The organism is Oscillospiraceae bacterium, from assembly GCA_015065085.1.
GTDB lineage: Bacteria > Bacillota > Clostridia > Oscillospirales > SIG627 > SIG627.
The window spans coordinates 18,105-32,595 of the sequence record SVQW01000007.1; the positions used below are offsets into that span (position 1 = coordinate 18,105).

Annotated in this window: 15 protein-coding genes; 9 read left to right on the forward strand and 6 right to left on the reverse strand. The window is 47.0% G+C overall.

What is annotated here, in order from left to right:
• The first annotated feature begins 38 nt into the window (after nucleotides 1–38).
• The 9 genes from E7588_06115 (at nucleotide 39) to E7588_06155 (ending at nucleotide 9,666) form a co-directional block, all read left to right on the forward strand.
• Nucleotides 39–2,042, forward strand: a complete 2,004-nt coding sequence (locus tag E7588_06115) for a ferrous iron transporter B (GenBank protein MBE6688837.1) — start codon at nucleotides 39–41, stop codon at nucleotides 2,040–2,042.
• A 306-nt stretch (nucleotides 2,043–2,348) separates the two neighbouring features.
• Nucleotides 2,349–3,113 carry a type III pantothenate kinase gene (locus E7588_06120; GenBank protein ID MBE6688838.1) on the forward strand — a complete coding sequence of 255 codons (765 nt, stop codon included), beginning with the start codon at nucleotides 2,349–2,351 and terminating at the stop codon, nucleotides 3,111–3,113.
• 95 nt (nucleotides 3,114–3,208) lie between these two features.
• Nucleotides 3,209–3,802 (forward strand): ECF transporter S component, encoded by a 594-nt coding sequence (locus E7588_06125; protein MBE6688839.1) that lies wholly within the window; start codon nucleotides 3,209–3,211, stop codon nucleotides 3,800–3,802.
• Between the two features lie 105 nt (nucleotides 3,803–3,907).
• Entirely contained in the window at nucleotides 3,908–4,993 is a 1,086-nt protein-coding gene (locus E7588_06130; GenBank protein MBE6688840.1) for a LacI family DNA-binding transcriptional regulator, read from the forward strand.
• Between the two features lie 107 nt (nucleotides 4,994–5,100).
• Nucleotides 5,101–5,868 (forward strand): SDR family oxidoreductase, encoded by a 768-nt coding sequence (locus E7588_06135; protein ID MBE6688841.1) that lies wholly within the window; start codon nucleotides 5,101–5,103, stop codon nucleotides 5,866–5,868.
• A 20-nt stretch (nucleotides 5,869–5,888) separates the two neighbouring features.
• Nucleotides 5,889–6,698, forward strand: coding sequence for a transketolase (locus tag E7588_06140; GenBank protein MBE6688842.1), 810 nt, complete (start codon nucleotides 5,889–5,891; stop codon nucleotides 6,696–6,698).
• Nucleotides 6,699–7,622, forward strand: coding sequence for a transketolase (locus tag E7588_06145; GenBank protein ID MBE6688843.1), 924 nt, complete (start codon nucleotides 6,699–6,701; stop codon nucleotides 7,620–7,622).
• 197 nt (nucleotides 7,623–7,819) lie between these two features.
• Nucleotides 7,820–8,353, forward strand: coding sequence for an inorganic diphosphatase (locus E7588_06150; protein ID MBE6688844.1), 534 nt, complete (start codon nucleotides 7,820–7,822; stop codon nucleotides 8,351–8,353).
• 131 nt (nucleotides 8,354–8,484) lie between these two features.
• Nucleotides 8,485–9,666, forward strand: coding sequence for a D-alanyl-D-alanine carboxypeptidase (locus tag E7588_06155; GenBank protein MBE6688845.1), 1,182 nt, complete (start codon nucleotides 8,485–8,487; stop codon nucleotides 9,664–9,666).
• Between the two features lie 293 nt (nucleotides 9,667–9,959).
• Here the strand turns inward: E7588_06155 and E7588_06160 are convergent, their stop codons facing one another.
• From E7588_06160 to E7588_06185, 6 genes are read right to left on the reverse strand one after another with little or no spacing between them, the layout of a single operon-like run.
• Nucleotides 9,960–10,853: a hypothetical protein gene (locus E7588_06160; protein MBE6688846.1), complete on the reverse strand. Its 894-nt coding sequence runs from the start codon at nucleotides 10,851–10,853 to the stop codon at nucleotides 9,960–9,962.
• Nucleotides 10,850–11,233: a hypothetical protein gene (locus E7588_06165; protein MBE6688847.1), complete on the reverse strand. Its 384-nt coding sequence runs from the start codon at nucleotides 11,231–11,233 to the stop codon at nucleotides 10,850–10,852. Before E7588_06165 ends, E7588_06160 begins: the two co-directional genes overlap by 4 nt.
• A 56-nt stretch (nucleotides 11,234–11,289) precedes the next feature.
• Nucleotides 11,290–11,895 carry a hypothetical protein gene (locus tag E7588_06170; GenBank protein ID MBE6688848.1) on the reverse strand — a complete coding sequence of 202 codons (606 nt, stop codon included), beginning with the start codon at nucleotides 11,893–11,895 and terminating at the stop codon, nucleotides 11,290–11,292.
• The gene (locus E7588_06175; protein MBE6688849.1) at nucleotides 11,882–12,817 is read right to left on the reverse strand and encodes a TIGR01212 family radical SAM protein; all 936 of its coding nucleotides are present in this window, start codon (nucleotides 12,815–12,817) and stop codon (nucleotides 11,882–11,884) included. The genes E7588_06170 and E7588_06175 overlap by 14 nt, the downstream gene beginning before the upstream one ends.
• On the reverse strand, nucleotides 12,814–13,827 hold the full coding sequence (locus tag E7588_06180) for a Gfo/Idh/MocA family oxidoreductase (GenBank protein MBE6688850.1): 1,014 nt from the start codon (nucleotides 13,825–13,827) through the stop codon (nucleotides 12,814–12,816). Before E7588_06180 ends, E7588_06175 begins: the two co-directional genes overlap by 4 nt.
• A gap of 20 nt (nucleotides 13,828–13,847) precedes the next feature.
• The gene (locus E7588_06185; protein ID MBE6688851.1) at nucleotides 13,848–14,486 is read right to left on the reverse strand and encodes a hypothetical protein; all 639 of its coding nucleotides are present in this window, start codon (nucleotides 14,484–14,486) and stop codon (nucleotides 13,848–13,850) included.
• Nucleotides 14,487–14,491: the final 5 nt, after the last annotated feature.

The following is a 14,491-nucleotide window of genomic DNA, read 5'->3' on the forward strand; positions in this document are numbered from 1 at the left end:
ATCCGCAAGGATTTTTATATTAAGGAGGAACATTACCTATGAGAATTGCTCTCGCAGGAAACCCCAATTCCGGTAAAACCACAATGTACAATGCCCTGACCGGCAGTAATGAAAAGGTGGGCAACTGGGCGGGTGTTACCGTAGACAAAAAGGAACGCCCCATCAAAAAAGCCTACATAAACGGCAGTAATGAGCTTATCGCGGTAGACCTTCCCGGCGCTTATTCCATGTCCCCCTTTACATCCGAGGAGAGCATTACCAGCGCCTATGTCAAGAATGAAAACCCCGATGCAATCATCAATATTGTTGATGCCACCAACCTCAGCCGAAGCCTGTTCTTCACGACACAGCTTATGGAGCTGGGTGTGCCGGTGGTGGTTGCGCTTAACAAGAGTGATATAAATTCCAAAAAGCAAACTAAAATAGACGTTGCGGCGCTTTCTGAAAGTCTGGGCTGTCCCGTTGTTGAAACCGTTTCCACCTCGGCAGACGGTCTTAAGGAAGTGGTAAAGGCGGCTGAGGAAGCGGCAGGAAAGGGTCAGAAGGCTCCATATGTTCAGGGCGAAACAGACCTTACAAGCAAAGAGGCGGTTGTGGCGGCTGACCGCAAGCGCTTTGAGTTTGTAAAAGGCATTGTCAAAAAGGTTGAAACCCGTAAGGTTCTTACAAAGGACAGAAACTTCGGCGATAAAATAGATGCTGTTCTCACCAACAAATGGCTGGGTATACCGATATTTGCAGTTGTTATGTGGCTGGTTTTCCAGATTTCCCAGGTATGGGTGGGCACTCCCGTTGCAGACCTTCTGGTAGGCTGGCTTGAAAGCTTCCAGGGCTGGGTGGGCGAGCTTCTGGCAGATGCTTCTCCTCTGCTTTACGCATTGCTTGTTGACGGTGTCATCGGCGGTGTTATCGCGGTAATCGGATTTTTACCGCTGGTAATGGTAATGTACTTCCTCATCGCACTGCTGGAGGATTGCGGATATATGTCCCGTGTGGCAGTAGTGCTGGACCCCATTTTCAAAAAGGTCGGTCTTTCGGGTAAATCCGTTATTCCCTTTGTTATCACCATCGGTTGTGCCGTTCCCGGTATTATGGCGAGCCGTACCATCAGAAACGAGCGTGAACGCAGAGCAACAGCAATGCTTTCTCCCTTTATGCCCTGCGGTGCCAAAATTCCAGTAATCGCACTTTTTGCAGGCGCGTTCTTTGATGACGCAGGTTGGGTAAGCACTGTTATGTATCTCAGCGGTATCGTACTCATATTCATAGGCGCACTGCTGGTAAACGCAATAACAGGTGCGCGAAAACGCAAATCCTATTTTATTATCGAGCTTCCCGAATATAAAGTCCCCTCTTTCTGGGGCGCATTCAAATCCATGTGCGGACGCGGCTGGGCTTACATAGTCAAGGCGGCTACCATCATTCTGCTGTGTAATACCGCAGTTCAGATAATGCAGAGCTTCACCTGGTCCTTTGCCGTTGCCGAGACATCGGATGTATCCATTCTTGCCTGGGTTGCACGTCCCTTCGCATATATCCTTGTTCCCATCGTGGGTGTTCTTTCCTGGCAGCTTGCCGCGGCGGCGGTTACGGGCTTTATTGCCAAGGAAAACGTTGTAGGCACACTGGCGGTATGCTTTGTAGGTCTTGAAAATCTCATTAATGCAGATGAGCTGGCTCTCGTTGAGGGCGCGGGTGCGCAGGCGGCAGGCATTATGGCAATCACCAAGGTTGCGGCGCTGGCTTACCTGATGTTCAACCTGTATACACCTCCCTGCTTTGCGGCAATCGGCGCTATGAATGCCGAAATGAAGAGCGCAAAGTGGCTGTGGGGCGGTATAGGTCTCCAGATGGGCGTGGGATATACCGTGTCATATTTCGTTTACACCATCGGAACCCTCATTACCGATGCACAGAGCCTTAACATAGGCACTGCACTGGGCGGTCTTTTGGTTGTGGCGGTATTTGTTATAATAATTGTATCACTCATCAATTCCACCAACAAGAAAATCAAAGAGGAATACGCACTCAAAAAAGCGTAAAAAGCTATGTCAGATTTGATTATTATTGCAGTATTATTACTTATTCTGGGCGGTGCGGCGTTTTACGTATACCGCTCCAAAAAACGCGGACAGACCTGCATAGGCTGTCCCCATGCCAAAACCTGCGGCAGTAAGAGCTGCAGCTGCGGCAGTAAAAAATGATAATCCTCCATACATCTCTTTTCGTATGAAAAATTCCGTGTGCGAAAATGCACACGGAATTTTTTTGTTTGAGTATGCCAAGGGTTGAAAAATTCACAAAAATGTACTATAATAAGACAAACGATGTAAAGAGAGGCGAAGCCTGTGATACTTACAATAGATATCGGAAATTCAAATATATCTCTTGGCGGCTTTGAAGGCGACCTGCTTTGCTTTGTGGTTCGTATTTCCACCGAAGCGAAAAAGACTGCCGATGAGTTTGCAACTAAAATACTCGGTGTTCTTTCACTGCACGGTATCGATAAGCAATGTATAGATGGCTGTATAATCTCTTCGGTAGTTCCCACGCTTAATCTTGTTATGAAGGATGCCGTCAGAATTATTTGGGGCATAGACTCTCTGATGGTGGGGCCCGGAATAAAGACCGGCATCAACATCCACTGCGACACTCCCTCCTCGGTGGGAGCGGATATTATATGCGCCTGCGTTGCGGCAAACGGCATTTACGGCTGTCCCGCGCTGATTGTGGATATGGGAACTGCCACAAAAATGGCAGTTGTAAATGATAAGGGTGCCTTTATCGGTGTTTCCATTATACCCGGCGTACTTATGGGGCTTAACTCACTGTCGGAGGACACGGCTCAGCTTCCCGAGGTGGAGCTTGAAGCGCCCAGATTTGTTGTAGGAAAAAATACCTCGGACAGTATGCGCTCGGGCGTTGTTTTCGGAAATGCATCAATGATAGACGGTATGATTGACCGTATTTGCGACGAAATTGGCTCGGATATCCCCGTATACGCAACGGGAGGAGTAGCGCATCTTATTATTCCGCACTGCAAGCATGATATTGTGATTGACGAAACACTCGTTCTTAAGGGGCTTAATATTCTTTACAGTAAAAATAACTGAATACGGTTTGTATATTAATTTCTCCAAAGGAGAGGTAATATAAATTTTATATGCGTTGTACCGCAAAAAGCGGACGACAGCAAGGAGGAAATCTTATGGAAAACACAAACAGAAAAAGACAGCACACCAGAACGCTGGTACTGCTCGCGTTGCTTTCGGCGATTGTGGCGGTTCTGGCATACTACGGCGGGTTTATCAAAATCGGCGGATTTGCGTCCATTTCACTGACCCTCATACCCGTAGTCATCGGCTCAGCTTTGTGCGGCCCGTACGCAGGTGCGTGGCTTGGAGCTGTGGCAGGTGTTATATTCTTTGCTACACCCGACGCGGCATTCTGGCTGGGACTCAGTGTACACGGAACAATCATTACCGTAATGGTAAAGGGTATTCTGGCGGGCTTGTGTGCAGGACTTGTATATAAGCTTCTTGAAAAATTCAACCGCTATGTTGCGCTTGTTGTAAGTGCTGTTGTATGCCCCGTGGTGAATACGGGAATATTCCTTTTGGGCTCGCTTATTTTCTTTATGGATGCAGTGAGTTCAGGTGCAACGGCAGAGGGAATGTCGGTAGGAATGTATCTTATTGTATTCTTTGTGGGACTGAACTTCGTTTTTGAGCTTATCACCAACATTATTCTCAGCCCCGCAATCGTAAGAATACTTGATGCGGCAAAAAGGAAGAATATATAAGAAAAATATATAAAAAGAACATATAATTTGAAATCGGGGATGTAAAAGGTCAAAACGGATTTTTACATCCCCTCGCTCTTGACAAACCCAAAAAGTTATGTTATAATGGTGCAAGGAAAACGTTTCTCCCGGAAAGGAGTTGCCCAAAGAATGAAAAGTGTTTCGGTTAAGGATATTGCACGCGAACTGAATATTTCTCTTTCCACTGTTCACAAGGCGCTTACGGGTAAGCCGGGTGTTGGCGAACAGCGCCGTAAACAGGTGCTTGAAACGGCTCAGAGACTGGGATACAGCGTTAATGCCGTAGCACAGTCCCTTTCACGAAAGGATATAACACTGGGAATTTTCATGCCATCAAACTGGCAGAATTACTTTGAAAGCATGCAGGAGGGTATTCAGAAAGAGATAGACAGCCTGGCTAAATACAAGGTGCGCGGTCTGTTTTACCATATTTCCTCCGATTTTTCCGATTCCGACACTCAGAGCGCTCTTTTGTGGCTTAAGGAAAACCGTATTGACGCGCTTATTTATTGTCCGTCCATGTACAATCTGAACGACACGTTTGTGACGGCGCTTAAAAAATCCTCTCTTCCCGTGTTTATTGCAGGCGGAGATGTGGGTGAAATAGAGAGCATCACCGCTGTTGTTACGCATGCTGTTTCCGCAGGCAAGCTTGCGGCGGACTTTTTGCATTGTGTTCACGGCAAGAAGCTTAATGCCGTTATGTTTACCGGCTCACTGCGTGTCGATTCCCACCGCGAAAAAACCGATGCTTTCCGCAAAAGAGTGGAAAAATTCGGCGGTAAGGTATGCGATGTCTATGAAACGGAGGATAACACACAAAAGGCTTACGAGTGCGCAAAGCGTATGCTCGTCGAGCATAGTGATGTGAATGCGGTTTACGTTTCCACGGCTACCTCCGAGCCTGTCTGCCGTTACATTGAGCAGATGGGGTACAGCGGTAAAATAACGCTGGTATGCACTGATATTTTTGATGAACTCAGAAATTATATGAAAAATAACACTGTTCAGGCAACGGTATATCAGAACCAGAAAAAGGTGGGAAGCCTTTGCGTGAGAAAGGCGTATGAGTACCTGGTTGAAAAAAACAGTTATCATACCGGGGAAAAATCCACCGTTCATACGGTGTATGTGCGTCCTGCACTGTATCTTTTGACGGACGTGGAATGATAGTCCTTGCGGGGAGAGGTAATCTCCCTGCAAAAAACAAGATTATTAAAATAATATTTTTTTATGAATTTAGAGAAACGTTTCTCTAAACGCGAAAGGAGAAAATCATGTTACTCAAAGACAAAATTGCCGTTATCACCGGAGGAGCATCCGGAATAGGTGAAGCAGGAACACGTCTTTTCTGCTCCGAGGGAGCGACGGTTGTAATGCTGGACGTGAATGTTACGGCAGGCGAAAAGCTGGAAAAGGAAATGCTGGAAAAGGGCTTTAAGGCAAAGTTCATAAAGACCGATATTTCCGATTCCGACCAGGTAATATCCGCCATGAACGAAATCGACCGTCTTTACGGCAGAGTGGACATTCTCTATAACAATGCCTCGGTATTCCTGGGCGGACGTGACAACATTGTGTCGGAGTTGCCGCTTGACATCTGGCACAAGATAATTTCCATCAATCTCAACGGCATGTTCTACTGCACAAAGTTTGCCATTCCTCTCATGCGTAAGGCAGGGGGCGGAGCTATTGTCAACACCTCGTCTTCGGCAGGTGTTATCGGTATACCCGAGTGCGATGCATACACCGCAACAAAGGGTGCCACTGTTTCCATGACAAAATCCATGGCGGTGGAGTACGGTCCCGAGAATATTCGTGTAAACTGCATTGCTCCTGCGGCTATCCGCACAGAAATGGTAAAAGAGTCAAACCTCAACGACCCCAAATTCGACGAACAGCATTTTCTTACCAAGGGCACACCCCTGCGCCGTTGGGGGCTTCCTGAGGAAATTGCGAAAACCGCACTGTTTCTTGCCGGTGAGCAGTCGTCCTATATCAACGGCGCTATTATCGTTGCCGACGGCGGCATAACCATAATGTAATTTATCAAAGGAGAAATAAAATGGAAAAATGCAGAGAAATTGCCCGTCAGATACGCGTTGATTCGGTATATATGACAAACAAGGCGCAGAGCGGTCACGTGGGAAGTATGCTTTCCATGGCGGATATGATTGCCGTTCTTTATGAAAAAATACTTAAAGTAGACCCCAAAAACCCCGATATGCCCGACCGCGACCGTTTCATACTCAGCAAGGGTCATGCGGCGGCGGCAGTATATTCCGTACTGGCGCAGAAGGGCTTTATTCCCCGCGAATGGCTGGACCTTTATTACTGCGACGACGGTAAATTAATGGGTCACATCAGCCACAAGGTGCCGGGCGTTGAGTTTTCCACCGGCTCGCTGGGTCACGGTCTGCCGGTTGCGGTAGGTATGGCGATTGCCGCAAGATACGCAAAAAGCGACCGCCGTATTATATGTATGTCCAGCGACGGCGATATGAACGAAGGCTCCACCTGGGAGGCAATTATGTTTGCCGCACAGGAAAAGCTTTCCAATCTTACTCTTATTGTGGACTACAATCAGGTTCAGGCGCTGGGTCATTCCGAAACCATCATCGACCTGAGAAAGCTCACCGAAAAGCTGCAATGCTTCGGCTGGAATGCCGTGGAGATAGACGGTCATAACTGTGAGGAGATATATGAGACTCTTTCAAAAATTCCTTTCTCAAGCGACAAGCCCTCGGCAATAATTGCCAACACAATAAAATGCAAGGGCATCCCCGAATTTGAGGACACCGTAAAATCCCACTACAAGTACGTTGCCGATGAAGATATGGAACGTGTTATCAATGCAATAAAGGAGGAAGCGTAAATGAGAGCCGTATTTAATAAAACTCTGCTTGAAATAGCTAAAAAAGATCCCCGTATACATATGGTGCTGGCGGATATCGGCTACGGCGAAATTGAGCCTTTCCGCGACACCTTCCCCGACAGATACTATAATGTGGGCGTTGCCGAGCAGAACATGACGGGCGTTGCCTGCGGTATTGCCATGGAGGGCAACATTGCTGTTACATATTCCATTGCGAATTTCCCTACACTGCGTTGCCTTGAGCAGATAAGAAATGACGTTTGCTACCACAACGCAAATGTGAAAATCGTTATCATCGGCGGCGGTGTTTCCTACGGACCTCTGGGTATGTCCCACCACTCTACCGAGGATATTGCCATTATGCGCGCACTGCCCAATATGGTAGTGGTTGTTCCCTGCGATAACTACGAGGCAGAGGCGGCAACTCACGCAATGATAGAATACAACGGTCCTTTTTACTACCGTTGCGGCTATAAGGGCGAAAAGGATATTCACTCAGGCCCTGTTGATTTTAAAATAGGAAAAGCCATCACTGTACGCGAGGGTAAGGATGTAACTCTTATGTTCGCAGGCCCTATCGGTATAAACGTACTTCATGCGGCGGATATTCTTGAAGCGCAGGGTATCTCCTGCCGCGTTGTAAGCATGCATACCATCAAGCCCATTGACAAAGAAGCCATTATTGATGCGGCAAAGAATACCGGCGGTATCGTTACCATCGAGGAGCACAACCTTTCGGGCGGTTTGGGCAGTGCTGTTTCGGAGGTTATCTGCGATACTCAGGTATACCCCAAGGCATTTAAGCGCATTGCTTTGCCGGACGTAAACGTAGCGCTTATCGGTCATCAGCAGTGGATTCGCACTCAGTACGGTATGTCGGATGAGGGCATCGCACAGCAGATAAAGGAAACAATAGGAAAATAATAAAACAAAACAGGATGCGGAAAAAATTTCTCCGCATCCTGTTTTTTTGTTGTGCAAAATGTAATAAAATGTTAAGTTCTGATAAAAATTACACGTTAATATCAAGGGAAAATCACACTTTTTGTAAAATTAACACTTGACAGATGTTATTATTTGTGTTACAATGTTGACACCAAAAAGTGAAAGGAAGAATGTGAATGTCTAACATCTGGCACGATATATCACCCAAGCGTATTCATCCCGACGATTTTATGTGTGTTGTGGAAATTTCCAAGGGCAGTAAAAAGAAATATGAGCTGGATAAGGAAACCGGCTTTCTGATGCTTGACCGAATTTTATATACATCCACCCATTATCCGGCAAACTACGGCTTCATTCCCCGTACCTACGGCGACGATAACGACCCGCTGGATGTGCTTCTCATATGCTCGGAAACCATCGAGCCCATGACGCTGGTGCGTGCTTATCCTATCGGCGTTATCTCCATGATAGATAACGGCAGACATGACGAAAAAATTGTTGCAATTCCCTTTAACGAGCCCAATTACAATTTCTATACCGACATCGAACAGCTCCCCAAGCATCTTTTTGACGAAATGAGCCATTTCTTCTCGGTATATAAGGCGCTGGAAAATAAGACCACCGACGTCAACGAGGTTCAGAACCGCGAAAGTGCCGAAAAAATTATCGCCGCGGCAATCGAAAACTACGTGGAAAAATTCTGTAAATAATAAATTGTGATATACCCGCATCGTCCTCTGCAATTTGATACAACAAAAGGACAAAACAGACCTTCAGGTCTGTTTTGTTCTTTTTGCGGTAGTATCCGCATATTATATAAAAAAACGAAAGGGAGAATTATATGAAGCGGATTTTTTCATTTTTGATTATTATATGCGTTTTATGTTGCCCGTCATTTGCGGAAATGCTGCCCGAGGATTACGTTTTTGAGAGTGATACTGCCGTTGTAAGCGATGTTACCGACGGGGGACTTGCGCCCAACTGCCGTGCGGCGCTTCTCATGGAGGCGTCAAGCGGTAAGGTGCTGTACGAAAAGAATATTGACGAAAAATTGCCCATTGCTTCGGTTACAAAGGTTATGACACTGCTTCTTGTGATGGAAGCCATCGATAACGGCGCACTTAGTCTTGATGACATTGTCACGGTCAGCGAAAACGCCGCATCCATGGGCGGAAGCCAGGCTTATATGGAGCCGGGCGAGCAGATGAGTGTTAATGATATGCTTAAAGCAGTGGTGGTTTCCAGCGCCAATGACGGCGCCGTGGCATTGGGAGAGCACATAGCGGGAAGCGAGGCGGCATTTGTGGCAAAAATGAATGAGCGCGCCGTTCAGCTCGGAATGACGGGCACGGAATTTGTAAACGCTACGGGTCTTGATAACACTCAGGTGCATTATTCCACCGCCCGCGATGTGGCAATCATGTCACGCGAGCTTATAAAGCACCCCACTATTTTTAACTACACAACTATTTGGATAGATACCATCCGCGACGGCAAATTCGGGCTTTCCAACACCAACAAGCTCATACGGTTTTATCCCGGTGCCAACGGTCTTAAGACGGGCTCCACCTCAAAAGCAAAGTTTTGTATTTCTGCCACGGCAAAAAAGGACGATATGCAGCTTATTGCGGTAATTCTGGGCTCACCCTCAAGCGATGACCGCTTTGCCACCGCAAAACAGCTTTTTAACTACGGCTTCGCCGGTTATGCGGTGTATACACCGCCTGCGGAGGAAATTGAGCCTGTCCGTGTGAGTGCGGGTAAGTCGGATTTTTGCCCCGTGGGCTTTGAGGGAAGCGAACAGCTCCTTGTGTTGAAGGGTCAGGAGAAAAAGATTCAGCGCGAGGTGAGCATTATGCCGTCGTTGTGTGCACCCGTGGAAAAAGGGCAGACGGTGGGCAAAATCACCTACACTCTTGACGGCGAGATAATTGCTCAAAAGGATATTGTAACACTGGAATCGGTACAAAGAGTGGGTATCGGTGACATTTTCATGAAGCTTCTTGAAAAGGTGCTGATGTGAAAAAAACGTGGGTTTATTAAACCCACGTCCGGTGTGTCGATAAACCTATCGACACACTGAAAGACTTTCGAAAAGTCAGGGATATTTTGCTGATTCAAGCCTGTCGGCGTACAAAGGTACGATAAGGCTTGAAGCGGCAAAAAGCGACAAACAGCAGGTGATATTCGATGTATCACCTGCTGTTAATTTGTTTTTTGATTTATTTTCGTCTTTTTGAAATATATTTTATTACCGTCGCGGTATCACGACTTTCTCGAGAGTCCGAACGCGGGTTTGTTAAACCCACGTTTTTGTTATTCAAAGCTAAGCGTATACACCTTACCGCGGATGTCGCTGTAATACAGCTTACCGTCGTAATAACAGATGAATTCGGGTTCATGGTCAAGACCTATGGGATACAGGTCGAAAAAGGCGAACTGCTTTCTGTTTACTGCGTCGGCAATGAGAAGACGCGGCATAAAGGGAAAATTCTTTCGCTTTTCCTCATCCTGCGGAACGGTTCCGCCCTCGACGGAAAATATCTTTCCGTCATAATAGCATGCGCCCTGAAGCAGAGAGGAATACTCACAGTCAAACTGATTTATAATGTCCTCTTCATTAAGGGTTAATACGTTTGCACCGTATATACCGCTGTATGTGCCGGCAGTATATTCGGGCAAGTCGAACTCGAAAAATCTTGTGACCTTTTCCTTATCGCGCATTACAAATCCGTAATACTTTTTCCGGTCGGTATCTACCACAAAATTGCCGTAGGGACGCAGGTCGCGGTTATTTTCGAGGGATTTCCACAAATCCAGATTTTCCGTAAAGCCGATTTTTATTATCTGAACGAGCTTTGAAGAAAATTCCTTGCCCTCGTTGGTGATGCGGTATACACAGCACACACCCTCCATGCGGTCGCGCTCATTCATATAACTGTTGTAAACATTTGCATATAACAGCGGAAAGCTGTCCTTTTCGTCGTAAAAATCACTGCCGAAGCACACAGCGTTGCAGTGAGCCGTGATTAAGTCGGATTTATCAAGTCGGAAAGCGGAAATTTCCTTGTATGTATCCATGGCAAAAACACGGCAGCTTCCGTCATGGTCAAAGCGGAACATATATCCGCCGTAAATTGCGCCGTCCTGACCGTTGGCAGTGTCGCAAACGAAGGCTTGGGTTATTTTTTCGGCTGAAATTTTCATCATTTTTCTCCTTTATCAGAAAAAAGGTTTTTTGCTGCGGCACAGATACCTATAATTACCCAGTAGATTATCATAAATATAAGCAGAGAGGCAAAAATCATGCGGAAATCATTTCCATAGGGAAGTGTTGCAATGACCAGACAGAAATCTGCACACAGCACTATGAAGTGTAAAATGCGTGCAACGCTTTTCGGCATTTTATTTATGCCGTGAATGAGCCCCGCAAGCCCCAGAATAATCGAAAATATGAGAAAACGGCTCATGCTTTCAAAGGTGAGCACAAAGGTTGAAGTATCGCTTACACGCACAAACAGCGACATAAGGTAGGTTATCAGTGTAAAGCTCAGTGTTGCGGAAAAAATGACGTTTTTGAGTTTTTTCATGTTTTTTCTCCTTTATAAGTGACACAAAATTCAGATACAGTCTTTTCGGTGCACCGCTACGAACGTCTTATACGCTGTGTTACCATAACGTAAGGCGGGTCGGTTTTGTTGCAAAGAGCGTATTTGAGTACGTTGAAGTCATGGTTTGACAACGCCGAAAGGTATTTTTCGATAAGCTCGCCCTCAATTTTGCCCTCAGGATGACCCGGATAAATGGTAACGGTAAGAATACCGCCGACGGTGAGCTTGTTTACCGCCTTTTCAATGGCTTCAAGGGTGGTGGTGCGCAGTGTGGTAACCGATTTGTCGCCGCCGGGCAGATAGCCCAGATTGAACATTCCGCACGCCATTTCGCCCTCTTTTGGAACGTACTTGTCCAACTCGGAGTGGGAATCGTTAATCAGTGTGTAATTTTCATCGGCACCGCTCTTTTTAAGAAATGCCGAGGTGGACTCCAGCGCCGCCGCCTGAATGTCAAAGGCATACACATTTATTCCGTACTGTGCCGCCAGACGGGACATAAACAGCGTATCGTTGCCGTTGCCCATGGTGAAATCGCACAGGTAAAGCGCCGAAAAGTCATCGGCTTTTTTGTCGTGATGGCATTCAGCCAGCGCACGGGTGATAAGGTCGTGAGCAAATTCAATATTATTTATCAGCATATATTCCCTGGTAAGTGTCCCTTCTTACAAATTCTTTGTCGATTTCGTTAAGCACGCAAAACTTTTTCAGACTCCACATGGGGGCTGTGAGAAATTCTGCGGGCGCATCTCCCGTCAGCCTGCCCACCACAATTTCGGCAGGCAGAAGCTCCAGCTGACTGACGGTTATGTCTACGTATTGCTCTCGGCTCAATGCCGAAAGCTCACCTGTTTCGAGCATTTTCGCGATGGGTGTGTAGCTGAGGATATACAGAAGATGAAGCTTCACGCTGTGGGGAGCAAGCCTTGCCACCTGACGGATGCTTTCCAGCATCATGTCTTTATTCTCGTGCGGCAGACCGTTTATAAGGTGAACGCAGATATTTATTCCGCGCTCCTTTAAAAGCCCGTAGCCCTTTAAAAAGTCCTCAAAGGTGTGACCGCGGTTTATAAGGCGGGCAGTGCTGTCGTGCACCGTCTGTAAGCCCAGCTCCACCGTCAGATACGTCCTTTTTGATATGTCATAAAAATAATCTGCTATCTCCTCGGTTATGCAGTCGGCACGTGTTGCCACGGCAAATCCGCATACATCGGGAAGAACAAGACATTTTTCATACAGCTCACGAAGCTTTTCCATGGGGGCGTAGGTGTTGGTATGAGCCTGAAGATATGGAATAAAACGGGCACTGTCCCACTTTTTTGCCATCCTTTCACGCATGGCAAAGTATTGCTCTTCGATTGATAAAAGCGGGGACTGGGTAAAATCACCGCTTCCTCTGTCGGAGCAGTAGATGCATCCGCCCACACCGCATTTCCCGTCAATATTGGGACAGGTAAAGCCCCCGTCCAGCGGTATTCGCACGGTTTTGCCGCCAAAGGTACGGCGCAGGTGATAATTCAGTGTGTGGTAACGCTTGTTGTCGTCCGAATAAGGGAATTTCATTTCAATTTATTCTTGCTTGTGGCGTATATCGCTTGAATGATTTCAAGTGAAACGATTGCGTCCTCTATGTCGCAGTACAAAGCGTCATTCCCTTTGACTGCCTCGTAAAAGTTGCCTATCATAATGGCGTGACCGTGACCCCATACGGATTTACCTACCGCAAGACTGCTGTTTTCGGAAACCTTTTCCAGCGAGCCGTCCTGATGGTTACGGCGGTAAAGTGTGTTTTCGCGGATAAGAAGCGAGCCTTTTTCGCCCACTATTTCTATTTCAACAGGTGAGGACATGGCATGGCAGTTGGTAGCGTAGAATATGGCAGTGGCGCCGTTTTCGTACCAGAATGTCGCTTCAGCCGTATCCTCTACCTCGATGGTTCCTTTGTTTTTGCGCAAAGCGACCGAGCCTTCGACACGCTCTATTTTTCCGCCCAGATAGTAAAGCAGGTCGATGGTGTGGATGGATTGATTCATAAGCACACCGCCGCCCTCTTTTTCCCAGGTCCCGCGCCAGCCGCTTTCGGTATAGTACGCACCGCCTCTGTCCCAGGTGACAATACCCTTAAGACCCAGAAGCTTTCCGATTTCACCGCTTTCGATTATGCTCTTGGCGCTGACGGTGGAGTTTATAAGTCTGTTCTGGAAGGAAACGCACACTTTTTTGCCTGTTTCACGGCTTACCTTAAGAATGTTGCGCGCACCCTCGGGGAGCATTGCGGCAGGCTTTTCAAGGTACACATCGTGACCTGCACGCATGGCGGCAATAGCCATTTCCTCGTGAAGATAGTGAGGTGTGCAGATGTGCACTACGTCGCAATCCACCTTTTCAAGAAGCTCTTTATAGTCCGAAAAGGTTTCTGCCTCGGGACAAAGAGCCGCGTTTGAAGCAAGACGGTCTTCACGTATGTCACACAGTGCCACAATATCGGCAAGGTCGTTCTTTTTAATGGCATCGATGTGGGTTTTGGAAATTCCACCGCATCCCAGAATAGCGGCTTTTAATAGAGTACTCATAATATTGCCTTTCTTTGATTTTACTGATTTAATTCAAGAATATCCGTTTCACACAGATATATTACGTCGTTTTCGGTGAGTGCACGCACAATACGTTTTTTTCCACACGCAGTGCAGGTGATGACTACGTTCACACGGTTTATGTCAACTCTTAATTTTTCCATTCCCGGGAAGCCTCCGCAGTCGCAATGAATTCTGCCGTCGGTGATAAAGTCCCTCAGCAGTAAAAGCACATCGTTCATGACCATAGGGTTTTCGTACATGTCGTACGCTTCCTTGAGTACGTCCTCTTCGGCTTCGCCCTTTTCCTGCGCGAAGGTTTCCTCAAGGTACTTTTTGTTTTCCGCCATGGCCTTTTCGACCTTTTCTCGCTGACCGATATAGCATATGTCCAGAGCGGTGTAGGGACACTGCACGGTGAACAGCTCACGGCTGAAAAACGAAGCACTTGAGAGACGGGTGGTATGGTTGTCGGGGCAGGCAAGGCAGGGCACGGACAGAGTTATCTTTCTGTCATGAGACACCTTGATGTTAAGAGCCTCTCCGCAACGGCAGGCAACGTCATGTCCGCCGGAAAGAGAAAAAATGTTTATGTCCTCCGTAACGGTTGAACCGCAGGCAGGGCAGATATATGCGATTGTAGTGGTCTGTAAATCCATAATTT